At 36.0% G+C, this 21,244-nt stretch carries 14 protein-coding genes, 1 tRNA gene and 1 pseudogene; 14 read left to right on the forward strand and 2 right to left on the reverse strand.

From position 1 onward, the window contains the following. Positions 1 to 84 precede the first annotated feature (84 nt). From NL281_RS00225 to NL281_RS00285, 13 genes and pseudogenes are all read left to right on the forward strand, one after another. A pseudogene (locus tag NL281_RS00225) lies at positions 85 to 255 on the forward strand (IS630-like element ISWpi10 family transposase); the annotation flags it as partial. Positions 256 to 998: 743 nt separating this feature from the next. Next, entirely contained in the window at positions 999 to 1,373 is a 375-nt protein-coding gene (gene rpsL, locus NL281_RS00230) for a 30S ribosomal protein S12 (protein WP_006279787.1), read from the forward strand. Positions 1,374 to 1,378: 5 nt separating this feature from the next. Next, positions 1,379 to 1,858 carry a 30S ribosomal protein S7 gene (gene rpsG / locus NL281_RS00235; RefSeq protein ID WP_007549313.1) on the forward strand — a complete coding sequence of 160 codons (480 nt, stop codon included), beginning with the start codon at positions 1,379 to 1,381 and terminating at the stop codon, positions 1,856 to 1,858. 21 nt (positions 1,859 to 1,879) lie between these two features. Further along, complete coding sequence (gene fusA, locus NL281_RS00240; RefSeq protein WP_253303377.1) at positions 1,880 to 3,955, forward strand: elongation factor G; 2,076 nt, start codon at positions 1,880 to 1,882, stop codon at positions 3,953 to 3,955. An 11-nt stretch (positions 3,956 to 3,966) separates the two neighbouring features. Then, the gene (gene tuf, locus NL281_RS00245; protein ID WP_253303378.1) at positions 3,967 to 5,139 is read left to right on the forward strand and encodes an elongation factor Tu; all 1,173 of its coding nucleotides are present in this window, start codon (positions 3,967 to 3,969) and stop codon (positions 5,137 to 5,139) included. Between the two features lie 13 nt (positions 5,140 to 5,152). Continuing rightward, a tRNA-Trp gene (locus NL281_RS00250) sits at positions 5,153 to 5,225 on the forward strand. A gap of 19 nt (positions 5,226 to 5,244) precedes the next feature. After that, positions 5,245 to 5,445: a preprotein translocase subunit SecE gene (secE, locus tag NL281_RS00255; protein WP_022626186.1), complete on the forward strand. Its 201-nt coding sequence runs from the start codon at positions 5,245 to 5,247 to the stop codon at positions 5,443 to 5,445. Then, positions 5,435 to 6,271: a transcription termination/antitermination protein NusG gene (nusG, locus tag NL281_RS00260; protein WP_065094731.1), complete on the forward strand. Its 837-nt coding sequence runs from the start codon at positions 5,435 to 5,437 to the stop codon at positions 6,269 to 6,271. Before secE ends, nusG begins: the two co-directional genes overlap by 11 nt. Before the next feature lie 2 nt (positions 6,272 to 6,273). After that, positions 6,274 to 6,714 carry a 50S ribosomal protein L11 gene (locus tag NL281_RS00265; protein WP_253303379.1) on the forward strand — a complete coding sequence of 147 codons (441 nt, stop codon included), beginning with the start codon at positions 6,274 to 6,276 and terminating at the stop codon, positions 6,712 to 6,714. Between the two features lie 4 nt (positions 6,715 to 6,718). Beyond that, complete coding sequence (gene rplA / locus NL281_RS00270; protein ID WP_077188473.1) at positions 6,719 to 7,372, forward strand: 50S ribosomal protein L1; 654 nt, start codon at positions 6,719 to 6,721, stop codon at positions 7,370 to 7,372. A 12-nt stretch (positions 7,373 to 7,384) separates the two neighbouring features. Next, a complete protein-coding gene (rplJ, locus tag NL281_RS00275) occupies positions 7,385 to 7,903 on the forward strand; it encodes a 50S ribosomal protein L10 (RefSeq protein WP_006279539.1) in 519 nt (172 codons plus the stop codon). Positions 7,904 to 7,929: 26 nt separating this feature from the next. After that, positions 7,930 to 8,331 (forward strand): 50S ribosomal protein L7/L12, encoded by a 402-nt coding sequence (rplL, locus tag NL281_RS00280; protein WP_007551887.1) that lies wholly within the window; start codon positions 7,930 to 7,932, stop codon positions 8,329 to 8,331. A 58-nt stretch (positions 8,332 to 8,389) separates the two neighbouring features. Further along, positions 8,390 to 16,903 (forward strand): DNA-directed RNA polymerase subunit beta/beta', encoded by an 8,514-nt coding sequence (locus NL281_RS00285; RefSeq protein WP_253303380.1) that lies wholly within the window; start codon positions 8,390 to 8,392, stop codon positions 16,901 to 16,903. Positions 16,904 to 16,909: 6 nt separating this feature from the next. Here NL281_RS00285 and dusB read toward each other — a convergent pair whose 3' ends face one another. Together dusB and NL281_RS00295 are read right to left on the reverse strand one after the other, a co-directional pair. Continuing rightward, complete coding sequence (gene dusB, locus NL281_RS00290) at positions 16,910 to 17,872, reverse strand: tRNA dihydrouridine synthase DusB (RefSeq protein WP_012673040.1); 963 nt, start codon at positions 17,870 to 17,872, stop codon at positions 16,910 to 16,912. 5 nt (positions 17,873 to 17,877) lie between these two features. Next, a complete protein-coding gene (locus NL281_RS00295) occupies positions 17,878 to 19,809 on the reverse strand; it encodes a Ulp1 family isopeptidase (RefSeq protein WP_253303381.1) in 1,932 nt (643 codons plus the stop codon). 143 nt (positions 19,810 to 19,952) lie between these two features. On the opposite strand from NL281_RS00295, the gene serS reads away from it, so the two are divergent. After that, positions 19,953 to 21,230, forward strand: coding sequence for a serine--tRNA ligase (gene serS, locus NL281_RS00300; protein WP_253303755.1), 1,278 nt, complete (start codon positions 19,953 to 19,955; stop codon positions 21,228 to 21,230). The last annotated feature ends 14 nt before the right edge of the window (positions 21,231 to 21,244 follow it).

Consider the following 21,244-nt stretch of genomic DNA (forward strand, 5'->3'; position numbering starts at 1 on the left):
ACTCTATGGCGGGGCTATGAAAACCTTAAGGAGAGCATTGTTATGCTTCACATCATAACCTCTCAAAATTGTGGGTAAAAGTAAGAGCTAAATCCTGTTGAGAGGCTTTGGTTATATATAAAACAGAACATTTTGCGCAATAAAATATACGATACAATTGCTCTGCTTGAGGGTGCTTTGTGCAAATTTATTACTTCTCTTGCCAGCTCCACAATTAAACAACTCTGCAATGTCTCCTATTTGACTGGCCAATAATGAGAGTTGGTATAAGCAAGCAAACTAGCACAGAAAGTGGTTACAACATTTTCGATGAGATTATATGGAAAACTGGATTCCAGTGTCAAGCACTGGAATGACACCTTCCTGCTCAGTTCATGTTGCCATAAATATTAAGAAATTTACCAAGCAAAAAAAAGGCAAAAGAAGCCCTAGTCATTGTCTATTTTCAGTATTGGCGTTTTTTAAGTCTTAAACACTGCAATTTAGCTGCTTTTAAATGCAACTCACCTTAGTTTAAATGTTTAAGAAATTTACTAAGCAGAAAAAAAGGCAAAAGATATCCCGTATTAGCTAGTTGTCACTCTCTAATCCTGCAAATTGGCGTACTATACTGTCTTAAACGCTTTATAAGCGCGTTTCAGCTTATATAGGTAAAAACCCAGAAATGTTGTGAAGACGTAAAGTGTGCATAGTGCAAAAAATTAAAAATAAGACGCCAATTACGTAATACTGTTGTCATTTAATCTGCACAGATTGAAGATAAATGAATACCTTCAGTACCATGATAATGGGGCTGGCGAAGGGTGTCAAGTAAGTTTTTTCGTTTCTACTGAATGACAGTTGTGGCTTGGGAGGTAGTGCAAGAAGTCTACTGATGGCTTTCAAGGCAGTTGAGCTTAATTATTAGAGTAGTAATGTTTATTTTTATATTGACTATTGAGGTTTATTATTTTATAACTAAAAACTTAGTTATTTTAATGAGCTTGAGTTTATAACATATGCCTACGATAAATCAATTAATACGTAAGGGTAGATTAGGATTGACCCATAAGAAAAAGGTACCAGCTTTGGGAGAAAGCAACCCTCAAAGGAGAGGTGTTTGCACTAAGGTGTATACTACAACTCCTAGAAAGCCTAACTCAGCACTCCGTAAAGTAGCCAGAGTAAAAATTAGTGGGTATGGTGAAGTGACGGCTTATATACCTGGTGAAGGTCATAATTTACAAGAACACTCTGTTGTTTTGATACGTGGTGGGCGGGTTAAAGATTTGCCAGGTGTGCGTTATCACATAATAAGAGGTGCCCTTGATCTGCGTGGTGTGCAAAATCGAAAGAAAGCTCGTTCAAAATATGGTGTAAAGAAATCTGGTTAAAGTTTATGGCTCGTCGGAATAAAGCAAAAAAAAGAGAAATAAGTCCTGATTCGCGTTACGGCAGTGTTTTGCTGATGCGTTTCATTAATACAATCATGAAATGTGGTAAAAAATCTACTGCAGAAAAGATTATCTATGACGCTTTGTCTTTAGCTGAAAAGAAAATAGGCGAAGGTGGGTTATCAATTTTTGAGACAGCAGTAGGAAATGTTACTCCTTCTATAGAAGTGCGTTCTCGACGCATTGGTGGTGCAACTTATCAAGTACCTGTTGAAGTTCGACAAGATAGAGCGGTTTCTTTAGCGTTAAGGTGGATTGCTAAAGCAACTTCTGCTGCTCGAAAAAAGAGTGGAAAAACCACTGTTGATTGTTTGCAATCTGAAATACTGGATGCTTATAATAAACGCGGTGGTGCGTTTAAGATGTGCGAAGAAAAATATAAAATGGCTGAAGCTAATAAGGCATTTTCTCATCTTCGTTTTTAATGTTAGCTAATTAATTGTGATATGGAAATTGGAATATCTAAATACAGAAATATAGGGATAATGGCTCACATAGATGCTGGTAAGACTACCACAACAGAGCGTATTTTATTTTATACTGGTAAGCAAAATAGAATTGGTGAAGTGCACGATGGTGCAGCTTCTATGGATTGGATGGAGCAGGAAAAAGAGCGTGGTATTACAATCACATCTGCTGCAACAACATGTTTTTGGAATGATCATAGGGTCAATATAATAGACACTCCTGGTCACGTTGATTTCACTATTGAAGTTGAGAGATCTTTAAGGGTTTTGGATGGTGCAGTTGCTGTATTTGATGGAGTTGCTGGAGTTGAACCTCAATCTGAGGCAGTGTGGCGTCAAGCTGATAAATATAGCGTTCCTCGTATCTGCTTTGTTAATAAGATGGATAGAATAGGGGCAAATTTTTATCGATGTGTTGATATGATAAAGACGAAGCTTGGTGCAGCACCTTTAGTTATTCATTTACCAATAGGGAGTGAGAAAGATTTCAAAGGTATAATTGACCTTATTTCTATGAAAGCCATTATATGGCAAGAAGAAACGTTGGGCGCTAAATTTTCTTATGAAGATATTCCTTCTGATTTGCTTGATAAGGCTCAAGAATATCGAAATCTTTTATTAGATGCTGCAGCTGAGATGGATGATGAAGCGATGAATACTTACTTTGAGTCTAATGATCTGCCAGTGGATTTACTGAAAAAATGCGTGAGAAATGGGACCATTAAAGGAAAATTTGTTCCTGTGTTGTGTGGATCAGCTTTTAAAAATAAAGGCGTACAACCACTTTTAGATGGTGTGGTTGACTTTTTACCTTCTCCTATTGATGTTGATGTAATTGTTGGAATTGATCCTAAAGATTCAGAAAAGAAAATTGAGGTCAAACCTTCAGAAAAAGAGAAATTTGTTGCTCTTGCATTTAAAGTGATGACGGATAAATTTGTAGGCAGCTTGACGTTTATCCGTATTTATTCTGGTAAATTAAAGTCTAAATCTACCGCTTCAAATGCGTTAAAAAACGAAACTGAAGGGATTGGCAGAATGTTACTTATGCATGCAAATAACCGAGAAGATATAACTGAGGCTAGGGCTGGAGATATAGTTGCTTTAGTTGGGCTAAAGAAAACAACCACCGGAGATACTTTATGTTCTGTTGATTTTCCTATATTATTGGAGCGTATGGAATTTCCTGAGCCTGTTATTGAAATTGCTGTGGAACCTAAAACCACTTCAGATCAGGAAAAATTAGGTATTGCTCTAAATAGGTTGGTTGCAGAAGATCCTTCTTTGAGAATGTCAGTAAATGCGGAAAGTGGCCAGACTATATTGAAAGGCATGGGTGAGCTCCATCTTGAGATTATTGTTGATAGAATGAAGCGCGAATTTAACGTTGAGGCTAACGTCGGTGCTCCTCAGGTTGCATATCGTGAAACTATCACTAAATCTGTTGAAATTGATTACACTCATAAAAAACAATCTGGTGGAGCTGGTCAGTTTGCTAAGGTTAAAATAAAATTTGAACCTCTTGAGCCTGGTTCTGGGTTTCAATTTGAAAGTAAAATTGTAGGTGGTGCTATTCCAAAAGAGTATATTCCTGGGGTAGAAAATGGCTTGGAGTTGATAAAAGAAGGTGGTATAATTTCGGGATTTCCGTTGATTGATTTTAAGGCTACCCTTCTTGATGGTGCTTTTCATGAGGTTGATTCTAGTCCTTTAGCTTTTGAACTTGCTGCTAAAGGTGCTTTTAAAGAGATGGCAAATAAAGCTGGTCCAAAAATGCTGGAGCCTATAATGAAAGTTGAAATCATTACTCCTGAAGAATATATGGGTGATGTTATGGGTGATATAAATAGTAGAAGAGGAAATGTTGCTGATATGCTCGATTTAGGTAATAATAGTAAAATAATTACTGCTTCGGTACCTCTTGCAAATATGTTTGGTTATATCAACGTTTTGCGTTCTATGTCTCAGGGAAGGGCGCAGTATAGTATGCATTTTTCTTGTTATGAGCAAGTGCCACAATATGTGGTTGATGAGTTAAAGTTAGAGTATAATTAAGGGTAATAATTATGACAGCAGTAGTGGAAGCATTTGGAAAGCCGCATGTAAATGTGGGAACAATAGGACATGTGGATCATGGGAAGACGACGTTAACAGCGGCGATAACGAAGCATTATGGAAATTTTGTAGCGTACGATCAGATAGATAAAGCGCCAGAAGAAAGGAAGAGGGGAATAACGATAGCAACAGCGCATGTTGAGTATCAGACGGAAAAAAGGCATTATGCACACGTTGATTGTCCTGGACACGCTGACTATGTAAAGAACATGATAGTAGGTGCAGCACAGATGGATGCGGCGATATTGGTAGTGTCGGGGGTTGATGGGCCAATGCCACAAACGAGAGAGCATATATTGCTGGCGAAGCAGGTAGGTGTTGGATATATCGTGGTGTATATAAATAAAGCTGATGTTGCTGATGCTGATATGATAGATTTAGTAGAAATGGAAGTGAGGGAATTACTGAGTAAATACGGATTTCCAGGGGATGAAGTGCCTGTGGTGGTTGGTTCAGCACTCAAGGCGCTGGAGGATGACAGCAGCGAATATGGAAAGAAATCAATAGACAAATTGATGGAAAAGTTAGATGAATATGTAGCGGTTCCACCAAGGCCTGTGGATTTACCATTTTTATTGCCAATCGAAGATGTATTTTCGATATCGGGGCGAGGAACAGTGGTAACAGGAAGAATAGAGAAGGGAGAGATAAAGACGGGAGAAGAGATAGAGATAATAGGTCTGCAAGCGACGCAAAAGACGATATGCACAGGTGTTGAGATGTTTAAGAAGTTGCTGGATAAGGGAAGTGCAGGACTCAATGTAGGAATATTGTTAAGAGGAACAAAAAGAGAAGAAGTGGAGAGAGGGCAAGTATTAGCGAAACCGGGGACGATAACACCGCATAGAAAGTTTAAGGCGGAGGTTTATATATTAAAGAAAGAGGAAGGAGGAAGGCATACACCATTTTTTGCGAATTACCAGCCACAGTTTTATTTAAGGACAACGGATGTAACTGGGAGCATAAAATTGCTAGATGGGAAGGAGATGGTAATGCCAGGAGATAATGTGAGTGTAGAAGTAGAATTGCAAGTACCGATAGCAATGGATAAGGGATTGCGTTTTGCGATAAGAGAAGGCGGTAGAACTGTTGGTTCTGGTGTTGTTTCTGAAATTTTGGAGTGAGAGTTTGAGTTATAGGAGTGTAGCTCAATTGGTAGAGCGCTGGTCTCCAAAACCAGAGGTTGTAGGTTCAATTCCTATCGCTCCTGCATTAATGTTGTGGTGGAAATGTTAAAAAGTTTGTGTGGTTTTTTCTGTGATATAAAGCAAGAAATACGAAGAATTGCTTGGGTAAAGAAACAGGAGGTGTTGTCATCTCTATTTGTTGTAATGATTGTTATATTATGCTTTTCGATTTTCTTCTGTTTTGTGGATTTTATGTCTCTTTACGTAATTAAGGCTTTATTTGGAATTATTTATGGAATGTGAATATAAATGGTATATCATTAAAGTTGATTATGGATATGAGCAAGGTATACGCGAATTGGTAAGTAATGCTGTTTATTTTAAGGAAGTGTTTATTCCTTATCAAACGGTATGTAATTCAAAGTCTGATATAAAAGAATTATGTGAAGTGTATGTATATATGCATCTGTGTGATGAAAGCAAAAATATTTTGAATCAAACGCCTGGATTCTGCAGTGGCGAATCTGGTAATTTTGAGATGATTTTAGATGATGAGATAAGTTTAAAGTGTAAAGAATTTAATAGGTATAAATGGTATATCTTGAGAGTTGCTTCTAATTGTGAAGAGAAAGTGCGCCAACATATATTGGAAAATTCTATGAGATTGGGTGTTAATGATTACTTTAAGGAAGTTTTTATTCCATATGAAGAGCTAAGTGAAGTAGAGTTGAAATCTAAGAAAATTGCTACACGAAGGAAATGCTTTCCTGGTTATGTCTTTTTATACGTGAATTTATGCGATGAAGTATTGAATTTTATCAATAATATACCAAAATCTCTTAAGGTTTATGGATTTTTGAAAAACGGTAATATTCCAAAGGTGATTTTGGATGATGAGATTCACTCAATGTGTAATGCACTTTATAATGCTCAAGAGACAAAGAAGTTAGGTTATGGTTATGAAAAAGGTGAAAAAGTGAAAATTAATGATGGTCTTTTTCAAAATTTTACTGGTAAGGTAAATATGGTAAACGATGAGAAAAAAATTATTAATGTGGAAGTATCGATTTTAGGTAAGCCGACAATAATAGAGCTTGATCTGGCTCAAGTAGAGAAAATAGAGGATTAATTATGAGTGTTATAGTTGCTAAGATTAACTTACTTATGGAAGCTGGGAAAGCAGTTCCAGGACCGAAAGTTGCTTCAGTACTTGGTCCACGTGGTATACCTGTTCCTAAGTTTTGTGAAGCTTTTAATAAAGTTACTAGTGCTGCTAACGCTAATTATAAAGTAGGCGATTTAGTAACAGTGCGAATTTCCATAAAGGATGATCGCTCTCATGATTTTACTGTCAGCGGTCCGCCTGTGGCTTATTTACTTAAGCAGGAGGCTAAATTAAGTAAAAGTTCTGGTAATCCTGGTAAAGAATTAGTGGCTAAATTACCTATGTCTGCTATAATTAAAGTAGCAAAGTGCAAGATGGTTGATATGAAAGTGGATAATGAAGATTCAGCAGTGAAAATGGTTGTAGGCACTGCAAAATCTATGGGTATAGAAGTTGTGGAAGGTTAGGTAAATGAATACATATAATGATAATCCTAAGCAGTGTTTGAGGAAGATTGTTGAGTCTGCTTCAGCAAAATTTAATGAATCAGTTGATATTGCGGTCAATTTAGGCGTAGATTCACGTAAATCTGAAGAGCAGGTGCGTGGTACAGTAGTTTTGCCTAAAGGTATCGGGAAGAATATTAAAGTAGCTGTTTTCGCTCAAGATAAACATTTATTAGAAGCTGAAAAAGCTGGTGCTGATATTGCAGGAGGAGAGGATTTAGTTGAAGAAATAAAAAAAGGTAGAAAGTTAGATGTTGATTGGTGCATTACTACTCCTGATTTTATGGCAAAAATCACTCCTATTGCAAAAGTATTGGGTGCTAAAGGGCTGATGCCTAACCCTAAATTTGGTACTGTGACTTCTAACATTGCAGAAGCTATTAAAACCATTAAGTCTGGTCAGGTAAAATTTAGAACAGATAAAAATGGTGTTATTCATGGTAAATTAGGAAATATTAAATTTGATATTGATGACTTGCTAGAAAATTTAAAAGCCTTTCTTAAAGTAATTAAAGATAATAAACCTATTTCTGCGAAAGGAATTTACTTTAAGGGTGTTTTTTTAAATTCAACTATGGGTAAAGCTTATAAGATAGGCAAAGTGGAAGATATAATTTAAGGGAGTGATACCGTGAAGCGTAAAGATAAGGATGAATTTATACAGAGCACAATAAACGTATTTGTAAATAATGATTTCTTGATATTAGTAAATTTTAAATCTATAAATGCTAATGATTCATTAACTCTGAGGAATAGTCTGAAGTCTATAGCAGGTGGGGTATTAGTAGTTAAAAACACTCTAGCGCGCTTGGCTTTGGAAAGGACTGGTAAATTCTCTTATTTATCAGGCAAATTTTCCGGTCCTGTTGCTATTATATACTCTAGTGGCATAGTAGAAGCTGCAAAATTAATAGTTGATTTTACTAATGCTAACAAAGAAAAAATGTCTGTGATTTGCGCAGCTCATTTAAATGAATTGTTAACAGTGGAAGATGTTAATAAACTGGCTAAGTTGCCTTCTCTGGATGAATTGCGTGTTAAAATTATGCGTTTAATATCTTATGATATTCCTGCTCGGTTAGCGTTGTCTATTAATTCATCTTCTATGAGGCTTATGAGAGTTTTGGATTATTATAGTTCTAAAAAATAAATTTGTTGTTAAGTAAGGTGGTAATTATGAGTAATGTAACAAGTGATTTGGTTGATAAAATATTATCTTTAAACCTATTAGAGGCTTCTGAACTTGTAAAAGTTTTAGAAGAGAAAATAGGGTTGCCTGCTGGTTCTTTTCTTGGTGGAGCTGTTGGTGCTGGGGCGCCTATTGGTGATAATGCTGCTGCTCCTGCTGCTCAAGAAAAAGCTGAGTATAAAGTTGTGATTAAAGAAATTGATGCGAGTAAAAAAATAGGAGTTATTAAAGCTGTGAGAGAGGTTAATTCTACATTGGGTTTAAAAGAAGCAAAAGAGTTGGTTGAATCTTTACCTAAAGATTTGACTGCTAATGTTCCTAAAGACGAAGCAGAAAAAATCAAGCAAAAACTTATTGAAGCAGGAGCAACTAAAGTGGAGCTTGAATAATATTTAATGTATTAATTTTATATTGATATAGCTCTTTTAATTAGTTTGGGGTATTTTAATGGTTGATTCTTCTTATATGTACGCTTCTGGTGCTTTTGTTCCTAGAGTTTCTTATTCTAGGTCGATTGATTTAAAAGATTCTTTATTGGATTTGGTTAAGGTTCAAAAAGAATCATATGATTCTTTTACTCCTAAGAATAAGGGTAATGAAAGACTTGAAGTTATCTTTCATACAATCTTTCCAATAAATGATCCTTTGCGTAGGGCTACTATTGAGTTTATAAGTTGTAGGGTAGATGATCCTAAGTATGATGAATCTGAGTGTATAAAGCGTGATGTAACTTTTTCTGCTCAGGTTATTGCTTCTATACGTCTTGTTGTTATGCAGGATGGTATTTCTCTTGATGAATATAAATCGATTAAAGAGAGTGGAGATCATTCTAAACTTGCAACCGTTGTAAAATCTATAGAAGAGCAGAAAGTCCACTTTTGTGGGTTGCCTATGATGACTGATAAGGGCACTTTCATCATTAATGGTGTGGAAAAAGTTATCGTCTCACAAATGCATAGGTCTCCTGGTGTATTTTTTGATAGCGATAAGGGAAAAACTTACAATTCTGGTAAATTGATCTATTCTGCTAGAATTATTCCTTATAGGGGTTCTTGGCTTGATATTGAATTTGATGTTAAAGACCATTTGTATTTTCGTGTTGATAGAAAAAGAAAATTGCCAATTTCAGTTTTATTAAAGGCGTTGGGTCTATCAAATAATGATATACTCGATAGATTTTATGAGAAAATAAAGTATGTAAAACATAAAGATGGTTGGAAAGTGCCTTTTGTTCCTGATAAATTTAAAGGAGTGAGGCTGCCTTTCGACTTAATGGATATTGAAGGTAATGTGCTGCTTAAAGCTAACGTTCGTATTACCTCAAGACTAGCTAAAAAGCTATATGATAATGAATTGAAAGAGTATCTGGTTCCTTTTAATTCTATATGTGGTTTATTCCTCGCAGAAGATTTAATGGATAGTGCTAGCTCTACGAAAATTTTATCTGCTGGTGAATCTATAAAGCTGGAAGACATAAAGAAGCTTGAGTTATTATCTGTAGATGAAATATCAGTGTTGAACATAGATAATTTGTTTGTTGGACCTTATATATTAAATACGCTTTTCTTAGATGAAAACATGTCTTATCAGGATGCACTATATGAAATATATAGAGTTTTGCGTCCTGGTGAAGTTCCTGTTTTAGAGATAGTAGAAGAGTTTTTCCGTAATCTTTTCTTCAGTCCGGAATATTATGATTTGTCTAACATTGGTAGGTTGAAGCTTAACTCTTACCTTGGATTAAATTATGATGAGGATTTAACTGTTTTAACGCATGAAGATATTATTGAAATTGTGAAAAAAATAGTATTGTTACGTGACGGTCAAGGATCTGTAGATGATATTGATCATTTAGGAAACAGAAGAGTAAGATCAGTTGGAGAGTTTATAGAAAATCAATTTAGAACTGGGTTGTTGAAATTGGAACGCGCAATAGTTGATTCTATGTCCACTTCTAGTTTAGATAAAGTTTCTCCATCTGATTTTATTAATCCAAAAGTGTTAACTAATGTTTTAAGAGATTTCTTCAATTCTTCTCAATTATCTCAATTTATGGATCAGACTAATCCGTTATCTGAAATAACACATAAAAGAAGGTTATCCGCGTTAGGTCCTGGCGGTTTAACAAGAGAACGGGCAGGATTTGAGGTGCGTGATGTTCATCCAACTCATTATGGAAGAATTTGCCCTATTGAGACTCCTGAAGGGCAAAATATAGGGTTAATCAACAGCTTAGCTATATACGCGCGTATTAATAAATATGGTTTCATTGAAAGCCCTTATAGAAAAGTAGTCAATAGGGTTGTTACTGATCAAATTGAGTATCTTTCTGCTATAGACGAAGGCTCACATCATATAGCTGACACTAGCGTAAAGCTTGATGAAAATAATTGCTTTGTTGATGACATGCTATACTGTAGATATGCTGGTAGCTTCGTCATGGTAAGTAGCGACCAAGTTAGTTACATTGACGTATCTCCTAAGCAGGTAATATCAGTTGCAGCTTCCTTGATTCCATTTTTAGAAAATGATGATGCTAATAGAGCATTAATGGGCTCAAATATGCAACGTCAGGCCGTACCTTTATTGAAGCCTACCGCTCCTCTGGTTGCTACTGGTATGGAGTCTTTTGTAGCTTCTGGCTCTGGTGCTGTAGTTTTAGCAAAACGCGATGGCATAGTTGATAGTTCTGATAGTAACTCTATAGTTATACGTGCTTTTGATAAAGAAAGGGTTAACTACTTGGACGTAGATATTTATCATCTAAGGAAATTTCAGCGTTCTAACCATAATACTTGTATTAATCAAAGACCGCTAGTGTGCGTAGGTGATTATGTTAAAAAGGGTGATGTAATAGCTGATGGTCCTGCAATTAATAGTGGTGAGTTGGCGCTTGGTAAAAATTTGCTAGTCGCTTTTATGTCTTGGCAAGGTTATAATTTTGAAGACTCTATTATTATTTCTAGTGAAGTTGTTAAAAAAGATCTCTTTACTTCTATTCATATAGAAGAATTTGACTGTGTGGTACATGATACCCCTTTAGGATCAGAAAAAATAACTCGTGCTATACCTGGTGTTAATGAAGAAAATCTATATCACTTGGATGATAGTGGTATAGTGAAAATTGGTACAAGAGTTGGTCCAGGCTATATTCTGGTAGGTAAAGTTACACCTAAACCTTCTCTTTCATTGCCTCCTGAAACGAAGTTATTAATGACAATTTTTGGTGAAAAGTCATTCGATTGTGCGGATTCCTCTTTATATACATCTCCAGATGTTGAAGGGACAGTAATTGATGTACAAGTCTTTACACGCAGGGGGGTTGAAGAAAATGAAAGGGCATTACTCATCAAACAAAAAGAGATAAATGACTTTGAGGAAGAGCGAGATTATATAATCAATGTTACTAGTGAATATTTCTATGATGAACTGAAGAAACTTCTTATTAATTCTGGTTCTCAAGATCGAGAAAAATTTGACTCTATTGAACGTGAGCAATGGTGGGGTATAGGATTAAAAAACCAATCCATTTCTGAGCAAGTTAAGAGCTTAAAAAAAGATTTTGATGAAAAAGTATCACATGCAATAGCACAGTTTAAGCGAAAAGTAGAAAAATTACATGAAGGTTATGACCTGCCTCAAGGTGTGTCGATGTCAGTAAAAGTTTTCATTGCTGTGAAACATAGTCTGCAACCAGGGGATAAAATGGCTGGTAGACATGGAAATAAAGGTGTGATTTCTCGAGTTGTGCCAGTGGAAGATATGCCTTATTTGGAAGATGGTACTCCTGTTGATATTATTCTTAACCCTCTTGGTGTTCCTTCACGAATGAATGTAGGGCAAATACTGGAAACGCATGTAGGTTGGGCTTGTAGAAAATTAGGGGAAAAGGTAAGTAATATTCTCGATGAGATCAATAAGATCAAAAGTGCTTTTTGCAAGGGAATTAGGTCCCTTAACGATGATAATTTTACACAATTTGCAGTAGCATACCTTGATAATAAAAAAATTGAAAATATTGATGATGATGAAATAACGGCTTCTGTTTTAAATACACCTAATAAGAATGCACTAAATGACGAGTTGAATGAGTTAGTAGAGAACTATTTGAACTCTTGTAAAAGTTCATACAGCAATTTACGTAACTTTCTGATTGAGGTTTATAGCTATGGCAGTAACGTATCTATCTGTAATGATATTCGTAATATTAGTGATAATAATCTCATTGAATTTGCACGCAAATTACGTGATGGCGTTCCTGTTGCTGCACCTGTATTTGAGGGTCCAAAAGATGAACAAATAGCAAAATTATTTGAACTTGCTGGTTTAGATAACTCTGGACAAGCTGTATTATATGACGGTTGCAGTGGTGAAAAATTCGACCGCAAGGTTACAGTTGGTTACATGTACATGCTTAAGTTGCACCACTTGGTTGATGGTAAAATTCATGCGCGTTCAGTAGGGCCTTATAGTTTGGTTACTCAACAACCTCTTGGAGGAAAATCTCATTTTGGTGGTCAGCGTTTTGGTGAAATGGAATGTTGGGCATTACAAGCCTATGGTGCTGCTTATACTTTGCAGGAAATGTTAACTGTGAAGTCTGATGATATTAATGGTAGAGTTAAGATTTATGAATCGATAATAAAAGGTGACAGTAATTTTGAATGTGGAATTCCTGAATCCTTTAATGTGATGATAAAAGAACTACGTTCTTTATGTTTAAATGTAGATTTAAAGCAAAATGATGTAGTGATTGAAGATATATCTCACACTAACATTGCACAACCTTTTAATGAGGTTAGCATATCGATTGCTAGCCCTGAAAGTATTAAGCGTATATCTTGTGGTGAGATAGAAGATGTTTCAACTGCAAATTATCGTACGTTCAAAGTTGAGAAAGGTGGATTATTTTGCCCTAAGGTTTTTGGTCCTGTCAATGACGATGAATGTTTATGTGGAAAATACAAAAAAAGAAGACACAGAGGTCGCATATGCGAAAAATGCGGAGTAGAAGTTACATCTTCTAAAGTAAGAAGAGAAAGGATGGGTCATATAGAGCTTGCATCTCCTGTTGCTCATATATGGTTTTTGAAATCGCTTCCTTCAAGAATTGGAGCATTATTGGATATGTCTCTCAGAGATATTGAGAATATTTTATATAGCGATAATTATATCGTAATAGATCCTCTTGTTTCGCCTTTTGAAAAAGGTGAGATTATTAGTGAAAAAGCTTATAATGAAGCTAAAGATAGCTATGGGATCGATAGTTTTGTAGCTATGCAAGGTGTTGAAGCTATAAGAGAGTTGCTAACGCGCCTTGATTTACATGAAATTAGGAAGGATTTAAGACTAGAATTAGAATCTGTTGCTTCTGAGATAAGAAGAAAGAAAATTATAAAGAGATTGCGTATTGTTGAAAACTTCATTAAATCTGGAAATAGGCCTGAGTGGATGATACTTACAACTATACCTATTTTACCACCTGATTTGCGTCCTTTGGTATCGCTTGAGAGTGGTCGTCCTGCAGTTTCTGATCTGAATCATCATTATAGGACTATTATTAATAGAAATAATAGGTTGAGGAAATTGTTGAGCTTAAATCCTCCTGAGATTATGATTCGTAATGAAAAAAGGATGTTACAAGAAGCAGTTGATTCTCTTTTTGATAATAGTCGTCGTAATACTTTGGTAAATAAAGCTGGTGCTGTTGGATATAAAAAGTCCATTAGTGATATGTTAAAAGGAAAACAGGGTCGTTTTCGCCAGAACCTCTTAGGAAAAAGGGTAGACTACTCTGGACGTTCTGTAATAGTTGTTGGTCCAACTTTGAAACTAAATCAGTGTGGATTACCAAAAAGAATGGCTCTTGAACTATTCAAACCTTTTGTTTACTCAAAGCTTAAGATGTATGGTATGGCTCCAACTATTAAGTTTGCTAGTAAGTTGATAAGAGCAGAAAAACCAGAAGTTTGGGATATGCTTGAAGAGGTAATAAAAGAGCATCCTGTTTTGTTGAATAGAGCGCCTACGCTACATAGACTTGGTATTCAGGCTTTTGAGCCAATCCTTATTGAAGGCAAAGCAATACAGCTTCATCCGCTTGTCTGTACGGCGTTTAATGCTGATTTTGATGGTGATCAAATGGCAGTGCATGTGCCAATTTCATTGGAAGCTCAGCTTGAAGCTAGGGTGTTGATGATGTCCACTAATAACGTTTTAAGTCCTTCTAATGGCAGACCGATTATAGTTCCTAGTAAAGATATAGTACTTGGTATATATTATCTGACTTTACAAGAACCTAAGGAAGATAATTTACCATCTTTTGGTGCTTTTTGTGAAGTTGAGCATTCCTTGAGTGATGGTACTTTACATATTCATTCTAGTATAAAGTATAGGATGGAGTATATTAATAGCAGCGGTGAAACTCACTATAAAACTGTTTGTACAACTCCTGGCCGTTTAATATTATGGCAAATTTTTCCTAAGCATGAGAATCTAGGCTTCGATCTAATAAATCAGATATTAACAGTCAAGGAAATAACTGGTATAGTTGATTTGGTATATCGTAACTGTGGTCAAAGTGCTACAGTGGCATTTTCTGATAAATTAATGGTACTTGGCTTTGAGTATGCCACATTTTCTGGTGTCTCTTTTGGTCGTTGTGATATGGTTATACCTGAAACTAAAGCTACACATGTTGATCACGCGAGGGGTGAAATTAAGAAATTCTCTATGCAATATCAAGATGGGCTAATAACTAGAAGTGAGAGGTATAACAAGGTTATAGATGAATGGTCTAAGTGTACGGATATGATAGCTAATGATATGTTAAAAGCAATATCTATATATGATGGAAATAGTAAGTACAACTCAGTGTATATGATGGTTAACTCTGGTGCAAGGGGTTCTACTTCACAGATGAAACAGCTAGCAGGAATGCGAGGGCTCATGACCAAACCTTCTGGTGAGATTATAGAAACACCTATAATTTCTAATTTCCGTGAAGGATTGAACGTATTTGAATACTTTAATTCTACTCACGGTGCGCGTAAAGGTTTAGCTGACACTGCACTTAAAACTGCAAACTCTGGATACTTAACTCGTCGTTTAGTTGATGTATCTCAAAATTGCATAGTTACAAAGCATGACTGTAAAACAAAAAATGGTCTTGTTGTGAGAGCTACAGTTGAAGGAAGTACTATAGTTGCATCTCTAGAGAGTGTTGTGCTGGGTAGAACAGCTGCAAATGATATATATAACCCAGTGACAAAAGAATTATTAGTAAAAGCAGGGGAATTAATTGATGAGGATAAAGTAAAGCAAATCAGCATTGCAGGTCTTGATGTTGTAAAAATTAGATCGCCTTTAACTTGTGAAATAAGTCCTGGTGTATGTTCTTTATGTTATGGAAGAGACCTTGCAACTGGTAAAATTGTTTCAATAGGTGAAGCAGTTGGTGTTATAGCTGCTCAATCTGTTGGAGAGCCAGGTACTCAGTTAACGATGCGTACTTTTCATATAGGTGGAGTAATGACTAGAGGCGTTGAATCCTCGAATATTATAGCTTCTATTAATGCTAAAATAAAGTTAAACAATAGTAATATAATTATAGATAGAAACGGAAATAAAATTGTGATAAGCCGTTCCTGTGAAGTCGTGTTGATTGATAGCCTTGGTAGTGAGAAGTTGAAGCACAGTGTACCTTACGGCGCTAAGCTTTATGTAGATGAGAGTGGGTCAGTAAAAATTGGCGATAAAGTTGCGGAATGGGATCCTTATACATTGCCTATTATCACGGAGAAGACTGGTACAGTGTCTTATCAGGACTTAAAAGATGGAATTTCGATCACTGAAGTGATGGATGAATCTACAGGAATATCAAGCAAAGTAGTAAAAGACTGGAAATTGCATTCTGGTGGAGCTAATTTACGTCCTCGTATTGTGCTGCTTGACGATAATGGTAAAGTAATGACACTCGCAAGTGGCGTTGAAGCATGTTATTTTATACCAATCGGTGCAGTGCTCAATGTACAAGATGGCCAGAAGGTTCATGCAGGTGATGTTATTACAAGAACACCAAGAGAGTCAGTTAAAACTCGTGATATTACTGGTGGTTTACCGAGGGTTATAGAGTTATTTGAAGCACGTCGTCCTAAAGAGCATGCTATTGTTAGTGAGATAGATGGCTATGTAGCATTTTCTGAAAAAGACCGTAGAGGAAAACGCAGTATATTAATTAAACCTGTAGATGAACAAATTTCTCCAGTTGAATATTTGGTATCAAGAAGTAAGCATGTAATAGTCAATGAAGGTGATTTTGTACGTAAAGGTGATCTATTGATGGATGGTGACCCTGATCTCCATGATATTTTACGTGTGCTTGGGTTAGAAGCTTTAGCGCACTATATGATTTCTGAAATACAGCAAGTTTATAGATTGCAGGGTGTTCGTATAGACAATAAGCATTTAGAGGTGATCTTAAAACAAATGCTACAAAAAGTGGAAATTACTGATCCTGGTGATACTATGTACTTGGTTGGCGAAAGCATTGACAAGCTGGAAGTTGATAGGGAAAATGATGCTATGAGTAACTCTGGCAAACGGCCTACTCATTATCTTCCTATTCTGCAGGGGATTACTAGGGCAAGTCTTGAAACTAGCTCCTTTATTTCTGCTGCCTCTTTCCAAGAGACAACAAAAGTACTTACAGAAGCAGCATTCTGCGGGAAGAGTGATCCTTTAAGTGGATTAAAAGAAAATGTTATAGTAGGAAGATTAATTCCTGCTGGTACAGGTTTGATTATGAATAAGATCAGAGCACTTTCACTTTGTGATAATGTGGATAAATATGAAAAATATTTTGATATTGAAACTTATGACGAGGAATGGTTGATGGATAATGGTTGTCATTTACACTCTGGTGAGGAAGAGAGCGTAGTGGCATACGATCAGTCGAATTGAGTACAGCTAGTGTGTCTCTTGACCAAAAAAGCCAATAATATTTTCTTTCACTTCTGTGCTATCTGTCATGTTATTTACTCTCACACGAAATTCAGATGAGCCTTGAAGCCCGCTACTGTACCAACCTATGTGTTTGCGGGCCATCTTTATTCCTGTGTCATTTCCATAGTACTCAAGAATATTGTCGTAATGCTCGAGTATGATGCTTAATCTCTCTGAAGCTGTTGGCTCAGAAGTTTCACTTCCACTGAGAAAGTTCATTGCTTGATTAATCAGCCAAGGTTTACCGTAGGCACCACGACCTATCATCACTCCGTCTGCTCCAGATTCTTTGAGAGCATTCTGAATATCATTTAAATTTTTAATATCACCATTTACTATAACTGGAATTTTCACTTGCTCTTTAACATTTCTAACGAATTTCCAATCTGCTTGACCATTATAAAGCTGCGCTCTTGTTCTTCCATGCACAGTGATCATTTTTGCTCCTAAGTCTTCGGCAATTTTCGCAAGTCTCGGGGCATTGCGATTTTCATCGTTCCATCCAGTGCGCATTTTCACCGTAACTGGCATATTCACTGCTTTGACCACAGCTTCAATTATCTCAGCGGCTTTTTTCTCATCACGCATTAGCGCTGATCCTGCATAACCGTTTACAACTTTTTTAACAGGGCAACCAAAGTTTATGTCTATAATTTTTGCTCCCATGTCCTCGTTTAATTTTGCAGCCTCCGCCATAACATCTGGCTCACACCCAGCAAGCTGCACAGCAGTTAATGCATCGACTTTTGCTTTTTGCAAACTCTGGCGAGTTTGCATAATCATAGCTCTGCTTGCAATCATCTCTGAAACTAACAAACTTGCACCAAGTTTCTTCACAATACTTCTAAACGGATAATCAGTCACTCCAGACATTGGAGCTAAAATAACTGGAGAATCAATTGTCAAATTTCCTACTTGTAGGGACATATATTCTATGTGTTCAAACCTAGCGCATTTACACATACTGTTACAACACTTTGTATAGCCGAACTTACTTTTTCCATAAGAGAAGGCTCTACCTCTACTATCTCAGCTCTCTCATAATGACCAGGTGCCAAGTATACCGTTTCTTGTTCTTTATTTCCCCATAGCTCGTTGTTCTGCTGATAACCTTCATTTATCATTCCCGCATTTGGCAGAAACAATGTATTTACATCATTACCATTATTTTTATAGTAGACGTCAATTTCAATATTAGCCAGCGAAGCTAAGATAGAAATTTCTTCTATGAAAACATGGTAACTTTGGCTGCTGATTGCCTCTAGATAAGATCTATAAATGGATTTGCCATTGAGAAAAGAATTTGCTGCAGTATCACTATTATAATTTCTATCATATTTTCTTTCACTAATATTGAGATTACTAGCACTAATGCTTCTTAAATCACCTATAACTTCATTTTCTTTTAATGTCGTAAGACAACATAACTTTTTTATTAATTTATTAGTCTTTTTTTTGATCTTCTCTACCCGTCTGTTTGTATGCTGAACCAAATCTTTTATTGAGTCCGACATACCAATCAAATGATTTGGATTTTCTAAGAATGCACCAAAAACTTTCTGCATCTGTTCCTTCAATAACTCAGGCATCCTTGGATTATTCAAAGAGTTAAATTGACTTAAAAATTTGTGCCATTCCATTCTCATATCTTGTGCTTTTTCAGTTTTATATTGACCAGAGCTATTATCACCAAATACCGCATGGAAAAAGCAGTTGCCATCACCTGTAGTATTATATTGAACAATTTTTGTTTGCTTACTTTCTACTGAATCTAAACTTACTCCGCTATCTTTACGACTTATATTTCCTGGACCACCTAATACAGGGCTTGGCGTGCCAGCCCTGCTTTGTTCATCCTTTTTCAACGCTTTTGCAAATTCTTTTCTCTTCTCTATTAATTGCTCTGAACTAAGTTCATATTTTAGCTGATCATCAATTTCATCAAACGATTTGCCTGCTTTCAGCATATCTGTAATTTTCTTAGCATTCTCTAAGGCAAATATTCCACAATTATACTTATCATCTTGTTGTTTAGCTTTTGAGTTTCTAATACTACTATTGTCTATTCCTAGAGTTTTCTGTAGCGCACTTGATACCTCTTCTGGTAATGGTTCACCAAATGAATCGCAATAGCAAGCTCTAAACTTTTCACTCTTTTCGTCGTAAGAAACACCCAGTGTTACCCAATGGTTTCCATTTAAATTAAGGATTGAAGTGAACACTAAATCACTACCCTCTCGTTCTACTTTATTTTTATATTCTTTTAGTTCTTGCTCTAAAGATGATGTAGAGTCAGGACAAGCAAAAATCACACCTTCAGAAGTATCTTTTAAGCCTTTTTTATTTTTGTGTGCTATCCACCCATATTTGCTTTTTACAATATCTCTAATATCAGTAGTAGTTAATTTGTAATTATAATTCTTTTCTTTCTCTGTTTGATGTAAAAAAGAATTATTATCTATAGCTATTTCCGATGTAATAACACCACTATCCCTATCAGGAGTTTTCGGTCTTGCTTGCTTTTCTGGAGTCTTGCCTTGCAAATCTTGTAGTTCTGTATCTTTTTCTTCACTCTTTTCCCCCTTTGAAGCTCTTTTTCCATTAATATAGTTCTTCGCTAAGTAAAATAAAGGTTCAACAACCATTTTGTATGCTACTGTAAGAATTATTCCCATTAAAACCCAAACTACGGGGTTAGAGATGAGCATAGCAAGTGGAAAGGTCAATAGAGGGGATCCTATTACCGCCCCTAAACAGCCAGCAGCGAATGTGGCTGCTAGGCATACACAAGTAGCGTAGATAACGAATTCCTCACCAGCAAAGTAAGTGCTCTCTTTTTGATTATTTTTTGTAATGCCCAACATACTACACCCTATGAACGCTAAGTTAATTAAATTTTAACAAATTCTAACAAAAAAATCAACCATAATAATTTTAGTAGTATGAGAAAATATTGAATATTAAGAGCTTTTGGAGTACAGTAACAATGTTAGTAATAGCACAATATATGCACGATATAGAATATATACGCAAAAACCCTGAAGGATTTGAAAAGGCAATGAAAAGCAGGGGAATTAGAGAATCTACTGCGGAAGAGATATTAGAAATCGATCACGAGAAAAGATCATTAACCACTAAACTGCAGGATTTGAATAGGCAGCGCAATGAAATCACAGAGGAAATAAAAAAGCTTAAAATGAGCAAGAGCCCCTGTGAAGAGCAAATAGAGTTGTCAAAAAGCATCACAAATGAGATAGAGGCAATCAGCTTAAAAGAACAAGCAGAAAAGGATAAGTTAGTGAATGTTTTATCTAACTTGCCGAATATTCCTGCGCAAGATGTGCCAATAGGCGCAGATGAGAACTCTAATTTAGAGGTGAGAAGATATGGAGGAAAAAGACAGTTTGATTTTGTACCAGAATCTCATTATGAACTCGGAGAAAAATTAGGTTTAATGGACTTCGAACAAGCGGCGAGAATTTCCGGATCAAGATTTACGATATTAAAAGGACAGTTAGCTAAGCTTGGACGAGCGCTAATAAATTTTATGCTTGAAATGCATGTTAATGAATTTGGCTATACTGAGCTGTACCACCCGACTTTGGTGAAAAACGAGGCTATGTATAATGTTGGTCAGCTACCGAAATTTTCTGACGATTCGTATTTAACTACCGACGAATTGAGGTTGATTCCCACAAGTGAAGTGTTTTTAACAAATTTAGTTGCTGACAAAATAATGGAAGAAAAAGAACTGCCTATTCGCTTTACTGCATATTCGGAGTGTTTTCGTAAAGAAGCAGGCAGCGCAGGGCGAGACACGAGAGGTATGATAAGGCAACACCAATTTGGTAAAGTGGAATTGGTTAGTATCACAACTGAAGACCAATCAAATGATGAGCTTGAGCGTATGACGAGTGTTGCTGAAGAGATATTAAAAAAATTAGAATTGCCATACAGAGTAATGCTGCTTTGCAGTGGCGATATGGGTTTTGCTGCACAAAGGACTTATGACATAGAGGTATGGTTACCTGGGCAAAATAAATATAGAGAAATATCAAGCTGCTCAAATTGTGGTGCATTTCAAGCAAGAAGGATGAACGCTAAATACTCTTCAGAAACTGATAAAAAGATGAAAAAATATATTCACACTTTAAACGGCTCAGCTTTAGCTATAGGAAGAACGATTATTGCCATAATGGAGAATTATCAAAATTCTGACGGGTCGATTGCAATACCAAACGTGTTGCAAAAATACATGAGTAATGATACTGTTATAAGCAAATAATAATTTTGACATAT

The organism is Wolbachia endosymbiont of Phyllotreta cruciferae (assembly GCF_918697765.1).
GTDB classification, from domain to species: domain Bacteria; phylum Pseudomonadota; class Alphaproteobacteria; order Rickettsiales; family Anaplasmataceae; genus Wolbachia; species Wolbachia pipientis.